Genomic DNA, 17748 nt, shown 5'->3' with positions numbered 1-17748 from the left:
GGAGAACCGCACCCCATGGTCACCACCGCCGCAAGCCGCACCATCCGCTGGGAAGAGGACACCACCGGCGTCGTCACCCTCGTCCTCGACGACCCCGACCAGTCGGTCAACACCATGAACGAGGCGTTCATCGACTCGCTCGACGCCGTCGTCGACCGCCTGGAGAGCCACCGCGACACCCTTCGGGGCGTCGTCGTCACCTCCGCCAAGAGCTCCTTCTTCGCCGGCGGCGAGCTGCGGGACCTGATCGCCGTCACCCCCGCCACCGCCGAGCGCTCCTTCGAGGCGGGCATGCGCGTCAAACGCGCCCTGCGCAGGCTGGAGACGCTCGGCCGGCCCGTCGTCGCCGCCCTCAACGGGGCCGCGCTCGGCGGCGGTTACGAGATCGCGCTCGCCTGCCACCACCGGGTCGTCCTCGACCGCCCGGCCGCCCGCGTCGGCCTGCCCGAGGTGACGCTGGGCCTGCTGCCCGGCGGTGGGGGAGTGGTCCGCACGGTGCGCATGTTCGGCATCGCCGACGCCTTGCAGAAGGTCCTGCTGGAAGGCACGCAGTACGGCCCGGAGGCCGCGCTGCGGGCCGGCCTCGTCGACGAGATCGCCGCCGATCCCGCCGAACTCCTCGCCAAGGCGCGCGCGTTCATCGACGCCCACCCCGAGTCCGCCCAGCCCTGGGACACACCCGGCTACCGCATCCCCGGCGGCACCCCCGCGCACCCGGCGCTGGCCGCCCGGCTGCCCGCCCTCCCCGCCCTGCTCCGCAAGAAGCTCGGCGGCGCCCCGTACCCGGCGCCGCGCAACATCCTCGCGGCGGCCGTGGAGAGCACCCAGGTCGACATCGACACCGCGTTCGTCGTCGAGGCCCGCTACCTGACCGACCTGGTCACCGGGCAGACCACGAAGAACATGATCCAGGGCTTCTTCTTCGACCTCCGGGCCGTCGACTCGGGCGCCGGCCGCCCCAAGGAGCCACCGGCCCGCACGGTGCGCAGGGTCGCCGTCCTCGGCGGCGGCATGATGGGCGCCGGCATCGCTCACTCCTGCGCCGGGGCGGGCATCGAGGTCGTCCTGAAGGACGTCTCCACCGAGGCGGCCGAGCGCGGCAAGGCCTACTCGGCCGGCCTGCTGGAACGCGCCGTCGCCCAGGGCCGTATCACCGCCGAGCGGCGCGACGCGCTCCTCGCCCGCATCACGCCCACCGCCGACGCGGCGGACCTGGCGGGCTGCGACGCGGTGATCGAGGCGGTCTTCGAGGATCCCGACCTCAAGCGGAAGGTGTTCAAGGAGGCCGAAGGCGTCGTGGCACCGGACGCCCTGCTGTGCTCCAACACCTCCACCCTCCCCATCGCCCTGCTCGCCGACGGCGTCCGGCGGCCCGCGGACTTCATCGGGCTGCACTTCTTCTCCCCGGTCGACAAGATGCGGCTGGTCGAGATCGTCAAGGGCCCGGAGACGGGAGACGAGGCCCTGGCGCGCGCCTTCGACCTGGTCCGGCAGATCGGCAAGACACCCATCGTCGTCAACGACAGCCGGGGGTTCTTCACCTCCCGTGTCATCGGCCTGTTCATCGACGAGGGCGTCGCCATGGTCGGCGAGGGCATCGACCCCGCGACCGTGGAACAGGCCGCCGCGCAGGCCGGCTACCCGGCCAAGGTGCTCGCCCTGATGGACGAGCTGACGCTCACCCTGCCGCGCCGGATCCGCGAGGAGACCCGCCGGGCCGTCGAGGAGGCGGGCGGCAAGTGGCGTCCGCACCCGGCCGACGCCGTGGTGGACCGCATGATCGACGAGTTCGGCCGGGCGGGCCGGGCCGCGGGCGGCGGCTTCTACGAGTACGCCGACGGCCGCCGGACCGGACTCTGGCCGGGTCTGCGCGAGCACTTCACCGCCCCCGGCCGGACACCCGCCGACCTGCGCGAGCTGAAGGAGCGCATGCTCTTCGTCGAGGCGCTGGACGCCGTGCGGTGCCTGGAGGAGGGCGTGCTGGTGTCCGTGGCGGACGCCAACGTCGGCTCGCTGCTCGGCATCGGCTTCCCGGCCTGGACCGGCGGCGTCCTGCAGTACATCAACGGCTACGGCGGCGGCGCCGGAGCGGGTGGCGGACTGCCCGCCTTCGTGGCCCGCGCCCGCGAACTCGCCGACCTGTACGGAGAACGCTTCGCCCCGCCGGAGCTGCTGCTGCGCAAGGCGGAACGCGGCGAGATCTTCAGCGACGGCTGAAGCACCCCCGGCATCGACCACACCGACCGTCAGGAGGCCGAGTGAGATGACGACCGCCCCGCGCACCCCAGGGCAACCACCCGCCGAGCCCACCGCACCGGAACCGCTCGCCGAGCCCACCGAACAGACCCTGCCGCTGCTCCTCGCACGCAACGCCCGCCAGTACCCCGACCTGCCCGCACTGTCCTGGCGGCAGCCGGACGGCGGCAGTACCGGCGAGGACGGCTGGACCACGCTCACCTGGTCCGAGGTCCGCGACCACACCGCCCGCCTCGCCGCCGGATACGCGGCACTCGGCGTGGGCCGCGGCGACCATGTGCTGCTGATGACGGCCAACCGGCCCGAACACTGGCTCTCCGACCTGGCGCTGGTACGCCTCGGTGCCGTGCCCGTCAGCGTCTACGGCACCTCGGCGCCCGAGCAGGTCGCCCACATAGCCCGCAACTGCCGGGCCCGGCTCGCCGTCGTCGAGGGCCCCGCGCAGGTGGCGCTGTGGGAGCCGCTGGTGGCGGACACCGGGATCCCGCTCGCCCGGCTCGTCGTGGTGGAGCCCGGCGCGCAGGGCGGTCACCTCCCCTACGACGCCCTGCTGCGGGAACCCGTCCCCGAGCGCTTCGACAAGGCGCTCGACACCGCCCGGCCCGAGGACCCGCTGACCGTCGTCTACACCTCCGGCACCACCGGCGAACCCAAGGGCGTCGTCCTGAACCACCGGCACGTGCTGGCCAACGCGCTGGCCCTGGACGCGGTGGTCGAGCTGCCGCCGCACGTCGAGCACATCTGCTACCTGCCGTTCGCGCACATCGCCGAGCGGATGCTCGGCATCTACCTGCCCTGCCACCGCGCCTCGCACGTCTACCTGTGCGCTGATCCGGCACGCGTCGCCGAAGTCGTGCGCAAGGTGCGCCCGGCGCAGTTCTTCGGTGTGCCGAGGGTGTGGGAGAAGCTCGCGGCCGCCGTCCGGGCCATCCTGTCGCTGCTGCCCGAGGACCAGCGCGCGCTCATCGACGAGGCGGCGCGGGTGGCCCGGGAGCACGTGGCGTACCGGGAGCGGGGCGAGCGGCCGCCCGCCGAACTGGAGGCCGCCTACGCCCGGCAGCGCGAGGAGATCCTGCTGCCGATGCTGGCCGCGGGCGGTCTCGACCGGGTGACCTGGGCGGCCAGCGCCTCCGCGCCGATGCCGATCGACGTGGTGCGGTTCTGGGCCGGCTTCGGCATCGTGATCATGGATGCCTGGGGGCTCACCGAGACCACCGGGGTGGCGACCACCAACAGTCCGCGCACCGGCTTCCGGCTGGGCTCGGTAGGGCGCCCGGTCTCCTCCGTGGAGGTCCGCGTCGCCGCGGACGGCGAGATCGAGGTGCGCGGCGAGACCGTCTTCTCCGGCTATCTGGGCGAGGACGGCTCGGCGCGGCCGGCCGTGGACGAGGACGGCTGGCTGCGCACCGGGGACATCGGCCGGGTCGACGACGACGGCTATCTGTGGCTCACCGACCGCAAGAAAGAAATGATCATCACCTCCACGGGCAAGAACGTCTCCCCGGCCCTGGTGGAGAACGCCCTCAAGGAGCACCCGCTGATCGGGCAGGCCCTCGTGCACGGCGACGGCCGCTCCTACCTGGTCGCGCTGCTGGTGCTCGACGCGGAGGCGGCGCCGGCCTGGGCCGCGGCCCACGGCGTCGACGCCGGCGGCGGCCTCGCCGCACTGGCCGCGCATCCCGTCGTACGGGAGGAGGTGGCGCGGGCGGTCGCGGCGGCCAACTCGCGGCTCAACCGGACCGAGCAGGTCAAGCGGTACACGCTGCTGGCCGAGGAGTGGGGCCCGGGGACCGGGGAGCTGACGCCCTCGCTGAAGATGAAGCGCAGGGTCATCCGGGACAAGTACGCGGCCGCGCTGGCGGAGCTGTACGAGAACTGAGCCGCGGCCGCCACCGCACGACGGCGGGCGCCCCGCCCCCTTCGGGGGGACGGAGCGCCCGCCGTCGGCGTTTCCCGGCCGGCTAGAGCCCGTAGCTCTTGCCGATGACGTCCCGCTGGATCTCGCTCGTCCCGCCGTAGACGGTGGAGACGACCGCGGCGCGCAGATGGCGCTCCATGTCGAACTCGGTGGTGTAGCCGTAGCCGCCCATCATCTGCATGCCCTCCAGGGCGGCGCGCTTGGCGGTCTCGGTGGCCTTGAGCTTGGCCATGGACGCCTCGCGCGGGAACAGCCGGCCCGGTTCGGCGTCGCAGGCGAGCGCCACCTCGCGCACCAGCAGCCGGGTGCACTCGATCTCCGTGGCCAGATCGGCGATGCGGTGGCGCAGCGCCTGGAAGGAGCCGACGGGGCGGCCGAACTGCTCGCGCTCGCGGACGTAGGCGACGGTGTCGTCGAACGCGCGGCGGGCCAGGCCCAGCATGTTGGCGGCGAGGAACAGCCGCTCGTGGTTGAGGCCGGCCATCAGCTGCCGCCAGCCGTTGTCGACCTCGCCGACGACGGCGTCCGCGGGCAGGCGTACGTCGGTGAACCAGACGTTGTTGACCTCGCTGCCGCCCATGGTCTCGATACCGCGGATCTCCACGCCGGGCGTACCGGCGGGGACGTGGAACATCGTGAGACCGGCGTGCTTGTCGCCGCTCGTGCGGGCCACGAGCAGGATGCTGTCGGCGAGGTGGGCGTTGGAGATCCAGGTCTTCTGACCGTCGATCACCCAGTCGCCGTCCGGCCGGCGTCGGGCGCGGCAGCTGAGCGCGCCGACGTCGGAGCCGGCACCGGGCTCCGACATGGCGATGGCGAGGACGTTCCCGCGCGCCATGCCGGTGAGGACGTCGCGCTTCTGCTCCTCGGTGCCGAACCCTTCGTAGGCCTTGGCGGTGATGACGGTGGTGATGAAGCCGCCCGCCGGGACCATGCCGTACGAGGTCTCCTCCAGGAACAGGCACGCGTCGGCCAGTCCGCCGCCCGCGCCGCCGTACTCCTCGGGCAGGCACACCCCGAGCCAGCCGAGGTCGGCGAGCCGGGCGTACAACTCCGGGCTGTGGGGCCCGCGACCGCCCTTGGTCAGCGCGTCGCGCTGTTCACGGGTGCCGCACTCGCGTTTGGCGAAGTCGCGAACGGCGGTGACGAAGTCGGACTGTTCCGGGGTGAGACGACTGACCATGGGGTCCTCCGGGTTTCGGTAAGTTACAAAGAAATGCTAGTTGTTTCATGGTCTCTTCCATAGGGGTGGAGGGGTATCGTGAGGAGCACCATGAAGACTTCAGCGAACGACTCCCTGCTCGCGAGGGCCATCGCCCTGCCCGAGACCGAGGAGAAGGTGGCGCGGCGCATCCTCGACGCCGCCTTGGAGCAGTTCACGACCTTCGGCCTGCGCCGCTCCTCCGTGGACGACGTCGCCAAACGGGCCGGTGTCTCCCGCGTGACGGTCTACCGCCGCTTCCAGACCAAGGACGGACTGGTCGAGGCGTGCCTGCTGCGCGAGGGCAGCAGGTTCTTCCAGACACTGGACGCCGCGGTCGCCGGGCTGCCGACGATGGAGGAACGCGTCGTCGAGGGCTTCGTGGTCGCCCTGCGCCACACCAGGGCCCATCCCCTCTTCGGCGGACTGCTGCGCCTCGAACCCGAGGTGGTGCTGCCCTACCTGACTGTCCAGGGCGGCCCCGCCCTCGAGGCCACCTGCGACTATCTGACGGCGCATCTGCTGCGCGCGCAGCAGACCGAGGGCCGCGGCGACTCCGACCCGCGGCCGGTCGCCGAGCTGATGATCCGGGTCGCCGTCTCCTTCCTGCTGAACCCGTCCAGCTGTATCGAGATGGAGGACGAGGACCAGGCCCGCGCCTTCGCCCGGCGCTACCTCGCCCCCCTGCTCGACGCCTGACGGACGACGCCGCTCCTCAGCGCCGCCGGTGCAGCCACCGCGCGACGGCGACCGCCCGCTCCCGGGCCGCCGCCGTGGAGGTGAAGGAGGTCAGGTTCACCGGCGGGGCGAAGCGCCGCACCGTGACCGACTGCGGAGCGGTGAACGCCCGCAGCCCCTCCGCCCCGTGGATCCGCCCGAAGCCGGAGTCCCCGGAACCGCCGAACGGCAGCGCCGGCACGGCGGCGAACCCCAGCACCGAGTTGACCGACACCGCGCCCGCGCGCAGCCGGGCGGCGATCGCCGCGCCCGCCCGCCGGTCGCCGCAGAACACCGTGGCGCCCAGCGCGTACGCGGAGGCGTTGGCCCGGGCCACCGCCTCGTCCACGCTCGCCACCGCGTTGATCGCCACCGTCGGCCCGAACGTCTCCTCGGTCATCGCCGCCGAGTCCTCCGGTACGTCGGCCAGGACGACCGGCGAGACATACGCCCCGGACACCGACGCCGCCGAGCCCAGCAGCGCGCGCGCCCCGGCCGCGAGCGCCGCCTCCACATGCCGGCGGACCACCTCCGTCTGCCCCGGCATCGTCATCGGGCCGTAGACGGCGTCCGGCTGCGGACCGACCCGCAGCGACTCGGCCCGCTCCACCACCTTGCGGCACAGCTCGGCGTGCACCTCCCGCACGGCGTAGACGCGTTCGACGCCCGCGCAGGTCTGCCCGGCGTTGCTCATGGCACCCCACACGACGGCGTCGGCCGCCGCGTCCAGATCGGCGTCCGCCGTCACGATCGTCGCGTCCTTGCCTCCGCACTCGGCGAGGAACGGCGTCAGCGACCGCGCGCACTCCGCCATCACCTTGCGCGCGGTGCCCGGCGAACCGGTGAACGCCAGCTTGTCGACGCCCGACCGCGCCAGCGCCGCACCCGTCGACGCCGCGCCGGTCACGACGGTGAGCAGCCCGGCGTGCTCGGGCACGGCCGCGTCGAAGAGCTCCGCCAGCAGCACGCCCGTACCCGGGGTGTACTCGGACGGTTTGAAGACGACGGCGTTGCCCGCCGCCAGCGCGTAGCCGATGGAGCCCATGGGGGTGTAGAGGGGGTAGTTCCACGGGCCGATCACCCCGATGACGCCGAGCGGCCGGTGCACCAGCGTGGCCCGCTGGTGCGCGGCCGCCAGGCCGGTGGGCACCCGGCGGCGGCGCAGCACCCGCTCGGCGTTGCGGGCGGCCCAGTCCAGGTGCTCCAGGGTGAGGACCACCTCCAGTGCCGCGTCCCCGGCCGGCTTCCCGGTCTCCGCCGCGATGGTCTGCGCGACGCTGTCCAGAGCGGAGGCGAGTCCCCGCTTCCAGCGCAGCAGCCGCTCGCGGCGCCGGGCCGCCGGCAGCGCCGCCCAGTCGGCCGCGGCCGTCCTGGCCCGGTCCACGGCCCGGTCGACGGCGGGTGGTTCGTGGACCGGGTGCTCGGCGAGGACCTCGCCCGTCGCCGGGGCGCGCACGGTGAAGGTGGCCGGGCGGGTCGCGGCGTCCTGGCGGGTTTCGGTCATCGGTGCTCCCGGGATGTGTGGCCGCCGGTCGGCCCGGCACCGGACGCGCTCGCGTCGGAGGCGGACCTGCCGGAGGGGATCGTCGGCGTGGTGCGGGGGGCCGCGGTGCGTGGGTCGGTGGTGTGGGGGTCGGTGGTGCGTTCGGTGCGTTCGGTGTGGGGGTCGGCGTGGCGGTCGGCGTGGCGGCCGGCGTCGGACGGGTCGGTCTCGGCCGGGTTGTCGGTCGTGGCCGAGGCGTCGGCGGCGGCCGGGGTGTCGGCCGTGGCGGTCGGGCTCGTGGCGTCTTCGTCGGGGAGCGGGTCGAGCGGCCTGGACTGGGCCCAGTGCGGGCCCAGATCGTCCAGCGTCCAGCCGAAGGGATAGCTGCGCGGCTTGGGCCGGTACGGCCACCAGCCGGGCCTGGCCGGCAGCAGGCGCACCACGGCGGCCCGGGCGCGCAGGGCGTGGTGCGCGGCGGCCCGGACCGGTTCCGGCTGCGGACGGAAGCCCAGCGCGTCGAGCAGGGGTTCGTCGAGGACGGCCAGCGAGGCCCGCGCCACCAGCGGCCTGAGCGGCCGCGGATACCACTGGGTGACGACCCGCAGCGTCGCCGCGGCGACCCGCCGGTTGGCCGGGTCGTAGGCGAACATCTCCTCCTCGTAGGCGTCGTGCAGGCGGGCGAAGCCCGCGTAGTCGTCCGGCAGTCCGGTGATGCCCATCATCGTGCCCATGCGCCGCCCCACCAGGGCCAGGCTCTCGGTCTCCTGCGGGCACAGCGGACGCCAGCCGTACCGGTCGATCCACCGCTTCGGGCCGACCACCGTGGTGGCCAGGACGTAGCGGTAGTCCTCCTCGGGTATGCGGTAGCGGCCGTGGATCCGGTTGAGGTGCCGGGCGGCGTCCCGCGCGCGCTCGGACGCCATGCCGTCGGCGATCATCTCGTGCGCGATCAGCACGGTGTCGTCGTACCGCTTCTGCCCCGCGCGCTCGAACTCCTGGGTGCGGTCAAGGAGACGCGAGATCCGCGGTACCCCGTAGTCCCGCAGGAAGGCGATCGAGACGCCCTGGAGGTAGTCCCAGGGGAACTCGTACTGGGTGATCCAGCGGAAGATCTGCTCGTGGTCGCGGAGCGGATCCATCTGCTGGATGCGGCGGAGCCGGCTGTAGCGGCCCATGGACGGGTCTCCTAACGGTTCCTGGTGCTGCGTGCGGTCACATCCAGCGGCTTGTCGGCGCCCGAGCGCACCACCATCGTGATGTCGCCGATCACCGGCACCTTCTGCTCGAGCGGGACGCACACGTCGGAGACCGTGCCGAGACCTTGAACGCCGTGCCGGGGACGAACATGACGGCGGCGCGCTTCCAGTGCGTACGGCCCGTTCCTGGCCCGTTCGTCCGGGCGTAGGCGGATCTGTCACTCATGGGGACGTCCCTTCCGCGGGGCTGGACGATGGCGGCCAGCTCTCGACGACCACCGATGAGTCGAAGATACAAAAACTATTGACTTGTTTCACGAGCTGCGTCAATACTCCAGACACAACGGAGAAGCGGAGATGCCATGACCGTGCCATGACCGCTCCGCCGCGCATGTCCGCCGATCCAACTCCGCTCGAATCAGCGAGAGGTGGCGCTCCGTCCGCCGTCATGGCCCCCCGGTTGCTGCTCCTCCAGGTCGCGCACCCCGTCGTCGGCGCGGGCGTCGCGGACCACAGCAACTTCCGCACGCGATGCGGGACGTCGGCCGCGTCCGGGGGCTCAGGAGCACGACCTGCCCCCCGACCGGCCGCCTTCAGCGCCTACTACGACGACACCTGCCCGTGGCACGCACCGCCCGCGCGGCGTCCCGGGCCGAGCCGGCAACCGGGAGCCGGGGCAGGTGACCCACGGGCAGCGCGCGGACCACTGCCCCGCGCGCGTCCGGAATCGCCGCGCGGCCGTACCCCCTCAGCCACGCCAGCCGTCTCGCTCCGTCGCGCCGGCCGTCCCGCGCGTCACCCTCAGTCGCGCCGGCCGTCTCCCACAGTCGCGCGGGCCGTTACCCTCAGTCGCGCCGGCCGTCTGCCTCAGTCGGGCAGGCCCTCTCCCTCAGTCGTCCGAGCCGGAGCCGTTGCCCCCGCAGGTGCTCGAACGACTCGACGTCCGCAGCAGTTCGCCGGCCATCAGCGGGGCGCCGGCCACCCCGCGCACCCACCGCGGGCCGCCCCGAGCGGCCCAGAAGACGCAGCCGCAGCCGCCCACGACGAGCAGCAGGACGCCGGACAGCACGAGTACGGCCATGGTGAACTCCCCCTTCAGGCACTGGTCGCGGCCATCGTCTCAGCCGCGCGCCGGACGGCCGCGGCGGCCCCGCCATGGGCGGGGCCGCCGCGACTCGTGCCCGGTCCTTCGTTCCGTGCCGTCAGACCTGCGTGGAGAATCGCTCCCACACCCGGTGCGCGCCCAGCAGCTCGACGACCTGCTCCAGGACGGCGGTGGGGGAGTCGGCGACGACCACACCCGGGGCGTCGGTGGTCACACCCGCCGCTTCGAGGGCGGCCGTGCCGTTCGCCCAGGCACCGATGGCCTTGCCGTGCCGGAACGCCTCCGCCAGCAGCAGCCCGACCCGCGGATCCGGCGCCGACGGCCCCGCCGCGGTGGGCGTGGACTTCGCGTCGCGGGCGGTGTACGCGTCGCTGCCCACACCGGGCGCGCCGGCCAGCAGCACGGCGTCGAACTCCACCGAGCGCGCGGTGACATAGGTGCGCTGCACGGTCACCGCGCCGTCGCCGGAACCGAGGACGCCGCCGACGGGCGCGACGACCAGCGGCACCATGCCCGCGTCCAGCACGGCCTCGCGCACCGCCCGGACACCGTCCAGGTCGCCGTCGGCGCCCGTGAGGATGCCGACGATCCGCCCGTCGACCGGCCACGTCCGGCCGAGCTGCGACAGCGCCGGGCTGGGCTCGACGTCGGCGAGCGGTACGGTCGGTGACGGAGCCGGCAGGCCGAGCCCCTGCGCGACCTGCTCGCACAGCTCGGGGTCGATGTTGGCGAGCACCTGCAACTGCCGTTCCTTGATGGCCTGCTCGTAGCACTTGCCGAGCTCGAAGACATAGGCGCCGATGATGTGCTCGCGCTCCACCGGGGTCATGCTGAGCCAGAACCGGCGGGGCTGGCTGAAGTGGTCCGCGAACGACTCCGGGGCCTCGCGCACCCGCGTCGACTCCGGCACCCGCACCGGCGTCTCGATGAACGCCCCGGTGTCCGCGCCGGCCAGGAACGGGCAGCCGCCGTCGAGCGAGTTCGGCCGGTAGGGGGCCACACCGCGGTGCACCGCCGTCTGGTGCATACCGTCACGCTGCATGTCGTTGACCGGCGCGTGCGAGCGGTTGATGGGCAGCTGCGGGAAGTTGGGGCCGCCCAGCCGGGTGATCTGCGTGTCCAGGTAGGAGAACAGCCGGCCGGCGAGCAGCGGGTCGTCGGTGATGTCGATGCCGGGGACGAGGTGGCCGACGTGGAAGGCGACCTGCTCGGTCTCGGCGAAGAAGTTCGACGGGTTGCGGTTCAGGGTGAGCAGCCCGATCGGCTGCACCGGCGCGAGCTCCTCGGGGACGATGTTCGTCGGGTCGAGGAGGTCGATGCCCTCGAAGGTCTGGTCCGGGGTGTCGGGGAAGGTCTGGATGCCCAGTTCCCACTGCGGGTACGCGCCGGCCTCGATGGCGTCCGCCAGGTCCCGGCGGTGGAAGTCCGGGTCGACTCCGCTGGTGATCTGCGCCTCCTCCCACACCTGGGAGTGCACACCGAGCTTCGGCTTCCAGTGGAACTTCACCAGCGTCGTGCCGCCGTCGGCGGCCACCAGCCGGAAGGTGTGGACGCCGAAGCCCTCCATCGTCCGGAACGAGCGCGGGATGCCCCGGTCCGACATGTTCCACAGCGTGTGGTGGGTGGCCTCGGTGTGCAGGCTGACGAAGTCCCAGAAGGTGTCGTGCGCGCTCTGCGCCTGCGGGATCTCCCGGTCCGGATGCGGCTTGCCGGCGTGGATGACGTCCGGGAACTTGATCGCGTCCTGGATGAAGAAGACCGGGATGTTGTTCCCGACCAGGTCGAAGACGCCCTCGGAGGTGTAGAACTTCGTCGCGAACCCACGGGTGTCGCGCACGGTGTCGGCCGACCCGCGCGACCCCAGCACCGTGGAGAAACGCACGAACACCGGTGTCTCCACGTCCTTGGCGAGGAACGCGGCCTTGGACACGGAGGCCGCCGTGCCGTAGCTCTGGAACACTCCGTGCGCCGCCGCGCCCCGGGCGTGCACCACGCGCTCCGGGATCCGCTCGTGGTCGAAGTGCATGATCTTCTCGCGCAGATGGTGGTCCTGAAGCAGCACCGGTCCGCGCGGGCCCGCCTTGAGCGAGTGGTCGGTGTCGTACAGCCGGGTGCCCTGCGCGTTCGTCAGATAGGCCCCGGACTGCGCCATCCGGGCCTGCTCGGCGCCGGTCGGCTGACCGGTCGGCGAGACGGTCTCCGGGCCGCTCTGGTCCGGCTTGGGCGGCAGCGGCTCCCTCGGCTCAGTCGGTTCGGCGACCGACGGCGACTCGGCACCGGGCTTGCCCGGGATCCCCTCCGCCGGTTCGCCGTCGCCCTGCAAGCTGTCGGCGACCTTGTGGGCGACCCGCTTCAGGGGGTTGGCCTCGCTCATACGTCCTGCTCCTTGGGCTCATGTCGTCTCGTACGCCCCACGGGGCGCGCGCAGCGGGTACCCACGCCTGGGCGAATATGTTCCGGTCAAGGACGGAAGGCTGCCGCCGACGGACGGTTCCGGCCATCGGCCGGTCAGGTGATCGTCTGACCGTCGTGCGTGCCGCCCTCGCAGTACTGGGAGAAGCCGTTCGGGGCCGCGCTGTCCGCGATGATGATGATCATCCCGCCACCCTGGACGCACTCGCTCGCGGTGACGTCGACCGGGAGGCCGACCGACATGTCTACCGGCATGACGACCGAGGCCTCGACCGGGGTGTCGATGTTCCGTGCGGCGTCGGCCCGCGCCGGGCCGGCGGACAGCACCGACATCACGGACAGCACCGGTACGGCGGTCAGGACCGACACGGCCAGGGCCACGCCCGGTGCCCACGACGACATCCTCATGGCAACTCCTTCTCACCCGTGCCGTACCAGCCTCCCCGCCCCTCGCCATGCCCGCGACCGCACGCGCGCAGCCGGGCGACGGCGGACGCGGCGGGCCCGTACCGGCCGGCCTCAGCTCCTCGCCGGTACCGGACGCCGGAGCAGGTAGACGGCCGCCGCGCCGACCAGGACGGCCATGCAGGCGATGAACACCAGCCCCGCGCCCTCGAGACCGATCGGCGCCACCAGCAGGCCCACCCCGATGACCGGTACGGAGATGCCCGCGTACGCCACGACGAACAGCGTCGAGATGACCGCCGCGCGCCGCTCCGCCACCGAGGCCTCGGCCACCGCGGACAGCGCCCCGCGGAACGCCAGTCCCTGCCCGCACCCGCCGACGACCGCGCTCAGCACCACCAGCGACAGCAGCTCCCACCACAACGCCCCCGCGAGCAGCGCCAGCCCGGCGAGGAGCCCGGCACAGCCCAGCGGCAGCGACCGCCGCACCCCGACCCGGCCGACGGCGAGCTGCCCGACCGTCGAGGCGAAGAACGCCAGCGCGACGACCAGCCCGCTCACCGCGTGGTCGCGCACGTCCAGGGCGTGGGCGAGGAAGGACGGGCTGACCGATGTGAACACCCCGAACAGGGCGAACCCCACGAACGAGGCGGTCGCCGCGGGACCGAACACCGCCCGCACCTCCGGCGGCAGACCGGGCCGTTGCGGACGTACCGTGCTCAGCGGCCACGGGGCGTACTGCGCGAGCACCCCGGCGAGCAGCGGACCGCAGCCGAGACCGCCCATGGTGGCGGCGGTCGCCACCAGCGTGGCCCGTGAGCCGCCGCCGCGCGGTGCCAGCTCCATCACGTACGCCGTGGCGGCCCCGGTGAACAGCCCGGCCGACAGCCCCGACAGCAGCCGCCCCGTGTACAGCCACCCGAGCCCCGTGGCGCACAGGAAGCAGAGCGCGCTCGCGGCCGCGCACCCGAGGCCCCAGAGCAGCACCGGACGCCTGCCCACGGCGTCCGAGGCGTTGCCCGCGAGCAGCAGCACGCCGATGACCCCGAAGGCGTACACCGCGTACACCACGGTGACCGTGAGCTCGGAGAAGCCGAACTTCTGCTGGTAGAGGCCGTAGAGAGGGGTCGGCAGCGTGGTGCCGGCCATGCACACGGCGAACACCGCCCCGGCGAGCAGGCACGGGTGCCAGCCTCGGCGATCACCGTCCATGCCGCCGACGGTAACCGTCCCGCCCCGCGCCCTCCGCCCCGGCACGCCGGGCCCTCCGCCCGTCCGAAGCGCCCGGTGGTGTGTCCGCTCTCCGGTGCCGAAGTGCGCGACAGGCGGACGATTCCCATGGACCGTCAGGAATCTCTGTGCGCTCTCTTTACGTGTCCGGCACCCGGGGGTAACTTCCAGCCGTCGAAAGCGGTTGCAGCAAGTTTCCGATGATCCTTTCGGATCGTCGTCGAAGCGAAGCGAGCGCGCCCGTGGCCGCGCTCGTCCCGACGCGGTCCGCTCACGAGGGAGTCCCCATGCAACGCAGTCCTGCCAGGCGGCTGAGACGGCCGCTGACCACCCTGGCGATAGCCGGCTCACTGCTGAGCCTCGTCCAGTTCGCGCCGCGAGACGCCGAGCCGGCCGCCGAACCGGTCGCGGCCACGGCCGGCGCGGCGAACACGGCGACGGTCTTCTACTACACGAAGACCAGGAACTGGTCGCAGTACAAACTGCACTACGCCCCCGACGGCGGCACCTGGACGACCGTCCCGGGCGTGACCATGGAGGCCGCCTGCACGGACTGGGTCAAGAAGACCGTCGACCTGGGCTCCGCGAGCGGACTGCGGGCCACCTTCAACAACGGCAGCGGCACCTGGGACAACAACGGCGGTGCCAATTACGCCCTGGGCACCGGGAACATCACCGTCAAGGACGGTGTGGTCGCGCACTCCGACCCCTGCGCCGGCAGCACCGAACCGCCCGACGGCAACGCGGCCACCGTGTACTACTCGACCGAGTCGCTGGGCTGGTCCACGGCGAACATCCACTACGCGCCCACCGGCGGCACCTGGACCACCGCCCCCGGCGTCGGCATGCGGGCCGCCTGCACCGGCTGGTGGAAGCAGACCGTCGACCTGGGCGCGGCCACTTCCATGAAGGCCGCGTTCAACAACGGCAACGGCGTCTGGGACAACAACAACGGCAGCGACTACACCCTCGCCGCCGGCACCAGCACGGTGAAGAACCGCACCGTCGTCGCCGGCGCCGCCGACCCGTGCGCCATCGAGGCCCCCGACACCGAGGCCCCCACCGCCCCGGTGAAGGTGAGCGCGAGCGCCGACGGTGTCTCCGTCGTGCTCACCTGGGACCCGTCCACCGACAACAAGGCCGTCATCAAGTACCAGGTCACCCGGACCGGCGGAAGCCAGGGCACCGTCCTCACGGACGTCGGCTCGACCGTCCTCACCGACAGCGGCCTCGACGCGAAGACCACCTACACCTACACCGTGCGGGCCGTGGACGCGGCGGGCAACATCTCCGCCGCCTCCGCGTCTGCCCGGGCGACCACCGGCGAGAAGCCGGCCGCCCCGGCACCGGGCACCCCGCTGGGCACCGACCCGCGCAAGGACCCCATCTACTTCGTGCTCACCGCCCGCTTCAACGACGGCGACAGCACCAACAACCGCGGCGGCAGCCAGCATGTGAAGTCCGGCAACGCGGCCGCCGACGACCCCATGTTCCGCGGCGACTTCAAGGGCCTCGTCCAGAAGCTCGACTACATCAAGGGCCTCGGCTTCTCCGCCGTCTGGATCACCCCGGTCGTCCTCAACCGCTCCGACTACGACTACCACGGCTACCACGGCTACGACTTCTACAAGGTCGACCCGCGCCTGGAGTCCGCCGGAGCCACCTACCAGGACCTGATCAACGCCGCCCACGCCAAGGGCATGAAGATCTACCAGGACGTCGTCTACAACCACTCCTCCCGCTGGGGCGCCAAGGGCCTGTTCACGCCCACCGTGTACGGCGTCCGCGACTCCCAGTGGAGCTGGTACTACGACGAGCGCAACGAGGGCTTCGCCTACGACGGCCTGACCGTGGAGCCCAAGAGCGGCAAGTCGTACTACAACGGTGACCTGTGGTCCACCGCCCAGCCCTCCGGCAACACCTGCCTCAACTGGGGCACTCCCACCGGCGCCAAGAGCCCCGAGGGCTACACCATCTACAACTGCCAGTGGCCGAGCCCCACGTCGGGCATGTTCCCCAAGGCGTACTACCACCAGTGCTGGATCGGCAACTGGGAGGGCGAGGACTCCCGCTCCTGCTGGCTGCACGAGGACCTCGCCGACTTCGACACCGAGAGTGCCGCGGTGCAGAACTACCTGATCGGCGCCTACAACAAGTACATCGACATGGGCGTCGACGGCTTCCGCGTCGACACGGCCGTGCACATCCCCCGCACCACCTGGAACCGCCGCTTCCTGCCCGCCATCCAGGAGCGGGTGACGCAGAAGTTCGGCGCCGAGGCCGCGAAGAACTTCTTCGTCTTCGGCGAGGTCGCCGCCTTCGTCAACGACAAGTGGAACCGCGGCTCGGTCAACCACTCGGCGCAGTTCTACACCTGGAAGGAGCGCAAGGAGTACGCCGCCGACGACGCCAAGGCCGCCCTGGAGATGTACGACTACGAGCAGCAGCTCGGCACGGCCAACCAGCCCACCTCCACCAACGCCTTCCTGCAGGGCAACAGCTACCACACGCCCGACCACGCGCGGTTCTCCGGCATGAACGTCATCGACATGCGCATGCACATGAACTTCTCCGACGCCCGCAACGCCTTCCACAACGGCAAGGACTCGGACGACAGCTACAACGACGCCACGTACAACGTCGTCTACGTCGACAGCCATGACTACGGCCCCAACAAGAGCAGCGAGCGCTACTCCGGCGGCACCGACGCCTGGGCCGAGAACATGTCGCTGATGTGGACCTTCCGCGGCATCCCCACCCTGTACTACGGCTCGGAGACCGAGTTCCAGGCGGGCAAGAAGATCGACTGCGGCCCCACCTGCCCGCTGTCCACCACCGGCCGCGCCTACTTCGGCGACCAGATCGCCGGCGAGGTGAAGGCGGCCGACTTCTCCAAGGTCGAGTCGGCCGGCGGCACCGTCGCCACCACCCTGGCCAAGCCCCTGGTCAAGCACGTCCAGCGGCTCAACCAGATCCGCCGCGCGGTGCCGGCCCTCCAGATGGGCCAGTACTCCACCGAGGGCATCAGCGGCGACATGGCGTACAAGCGCCGCTACACCAGCGGCTCGACGGACAGCTTCGCGCTGGTCACCGTCACCGACGGGGCCACCTTCAGCGGTATCCCCAACGGCAGCTACGTCGACGCCGTCACCGGCGACGTCCGCAACGTCACCAACGGCACGCTCACGGTCGCCGCACCCGGCAAGGGCAACCTGCGCGTCTACGTCCTGAACGGCTCGGGCAAGATCGGCACGGACGGCCCGTACCTGAAGTAGGCCGACGGACCGGCCCACGGTCGTGACGACGCCGCCGTGGGCGCGGGGTGGCAGGCTCACCCGGCGCCCACGGCATCGTGCCGGACGGCCTTCGCGGACGGCCTACGAGGATGGCCTTCCGGGACGGAAACGGGGCAGCAGCACCGCATGAGGCCGCAACCGCGTTTCGCGCTGTCCGCCACCACCCTCGACGCCCCGAACGCCCACGAACTGGCGCGGTTCTACCAGGGCCTGCTCGGCTGGCCGGTCAGGAAGGAGGAGCCCGGCTGGGTCGAGATCGCACCGCCCGACGGCGGCACCGGGCTGTCGTTCCAGACGGAGCCGCTGTTCACCCGCCCGCAGTGGCCCTCCGCCCCGTCCGGGCAGCAGATGATGATGCACCTGGACATCGAGGTCGACGATCTGCCCGCGGCCGTCGAGCACGCCGTCGCCCTCGGAGCGACGGCGGCCGACTTCCAGCCCCAGGACGACGTACGAGTCCTGCGCGACCCGGCCGGACACCCCTTCTGCCTGTGGGTCCGCACCGACGCCGGCCCCTGACGCCGCCCGG

The 17748-nt window shown here is 72.2% G+C and carries 11 protein-coding genes and 1 pseudogene; 5 read left to right on the top strand and 7 right to left on the bottom strand.

All coding sequences use genetic code 11. The features are described from left to right. The first annotated feature begins 15 nt into the window (after positions 1–15). Together ABT232_RS23475 and ABT232_RS23470 are read left to right on the top strand one after the other, a co-directional pair. A complete protein-coding gene (locus ABT232_RS23475) occupies positions 16–2217 on the top strand; it encodes a 3-hydroxyacyl-CoA dehydrogenase NAD-binding domain-containing protein (RefSeq protein ID WP_351842985.1) in 2202 nt (733 codons plus the stop codon). Positions 2218–2263: 46 nt separating this feature from the next. Next, positions 2264–4135: an AMP-dependent synthetase/ligase gene (locus tag ABT232_RS23470; RefSeq protein ID WP_351842983.1), complete on the top strand. Its 1872-nt coding sequence runs from the start codon at positions 2264–2266 to the stop codon at positions 4133–4135. Between the two features lie 82 nt (positions 4136–4217). Here the strand turns inward: ABT232_RS23470 and ABT232_RS23465 are convergent, their stop codons facing one another. Next, positions 4218–5357 carry an acyl-CoA dehydrogenase family protein gene (locus tag ABT232_RS23465; RefSeq protein WP_351842981.1) on the bottom strand — a complete coding sequence of 380 codons (1140 nt, stop codon included), beginning with the start codon at positions 5355–5357 and terminating at the stop codon, positions 4218–4220. A 90-nt stretch (positions 5358–5447) separates the two neighbouring features. On the opposite strand from ABT232_RS23465, the gene ABT232_RS23460 reads away from it, so the two are divergent. Continuing rightward, positions 5448–6074, top strand: coding sequence for a TetR/AcrR family transcriptional regulator (locus ABT232_RS23460; protein ID WP_351842979.1), 627 nt, complete (start codon positions 5448–5450; stop codon positions 6072–6074). A 16-nt stretch (positions 6075–6090) separates the two neighbouring features. Here the strand turns inward: ABT232_RS23460 and ABT232_RS23455 are convergent, their stop codons facing one another. The 6 genes and pseudogenes from ABT232_RS23455 to ABT232_RS23430 all read right to left on the bottom strand — a co-directional run bounded on the left by ABT232_RS23455 (position 6091) and on the right by ABT232_RS23430 (position 13905). Further along, on the bottom strand, positions 6091–7596 hold the full coding sequence (locus tag ABT232_RS23455) for an aldehyde dehydrogenase family protein (RefSeq protein WP_351842977.1): 1506 nt from the start codon (positions 7594–7596) through the stop codon (positions 6091–6093). A 281-nt stretch (positions 7597–7877) separates the two neighbouring features. Then, positions 7878–8750, bottom strand: a pseudogene (locus tag ABT232_RS23450) (oxygenase MpaB family protein); the annotation flags it as partial. A gap of 910 nt (positions 8751–9660) precedes the next feature. After that, positions 9661–9852 (bottom strand): hypothetical protein, encoded by a 192-nt coding sequence (locus tag ABT232_RS23445; RefSeq protein ID WP_351842975.1) that lies wholly within the window; start codon positions 9850–9852, stop codon positions 9661–9663. A gap of 121 nt (positions 9853–9973) precedes the next feature. After that, complete coding sequence (locus ABT232_RS23440) at positions 9974–12250, bottom strand: catalase (protein ID WP_351842973.1); 2277 nt, start codon at positions 12248–12250, stop codon at positions 9974–9976. A 134-nt stretch (positions 12251–12384) separates the two neighbouring features. After that, positions 12385–12696, bottom strand: coding sequence for a hypothetical protein (locus tag ABT232_RS23435; RefSeq protein WP_351842971.1), 312 nt, complete (start codon positions 12694–12696; stop codon positions 12385–12387). A gap of 111 nt (positions 12697–12807) precedes the next feature. Next, entirely contained in the window at positions 12808–13905 is a 1098-nt protein-coding gene (locus ABT232_RS23430; protein WP_351842969.1) for an MFS transporter, read from the bottom strand. Positions 13906–14210: 305 nt separating this feature from the next. Between ABT232_RS23430 and ABT232_RS23425 the strand changes: the two genes are divergently transcribed. Together ABT232_RS23425 and ABT232_RS23420 are read left to right on the top strand one after the other, a co-directional pair. Further along, entirely contained in the window at positions 14211–17198 is a 2988-nt protein-coding gene (locus tag ABT232_RS23425; RefSeq protein ID WP_351842967.1) for a carbohydrate binding domain-containing protein, read from the top strand. A 147-nt stretch (positions 17199–17345) separates the two neighbouring features. Continuing rightward, positions 17346–17738: a VOC family protein gene (locus tag ABT232_RS23420; protein ID WP_351842965.1), complete on the top strand. Its 393-nt coding sequence runs from the start codon at positions 17346–17348 to the stop codon at positions 17736–17738. Positions 17739–17748 lie beyond the last annotated feature (10 nt).

The sequence above is a fragment of the Streptomyces sp. NPDC001532 genome, from assembly GCF_040298625.1.
Lineage (GTDB): Bacteria > Actinomycetota > Actinomycetes > Streptomycetales > Streptomycetaceae > Streptomyces.
Note: the sequence above shows the minus strand (reverse complement) of the source record. Positions and strands in the feature narration are given on the sequence as shown.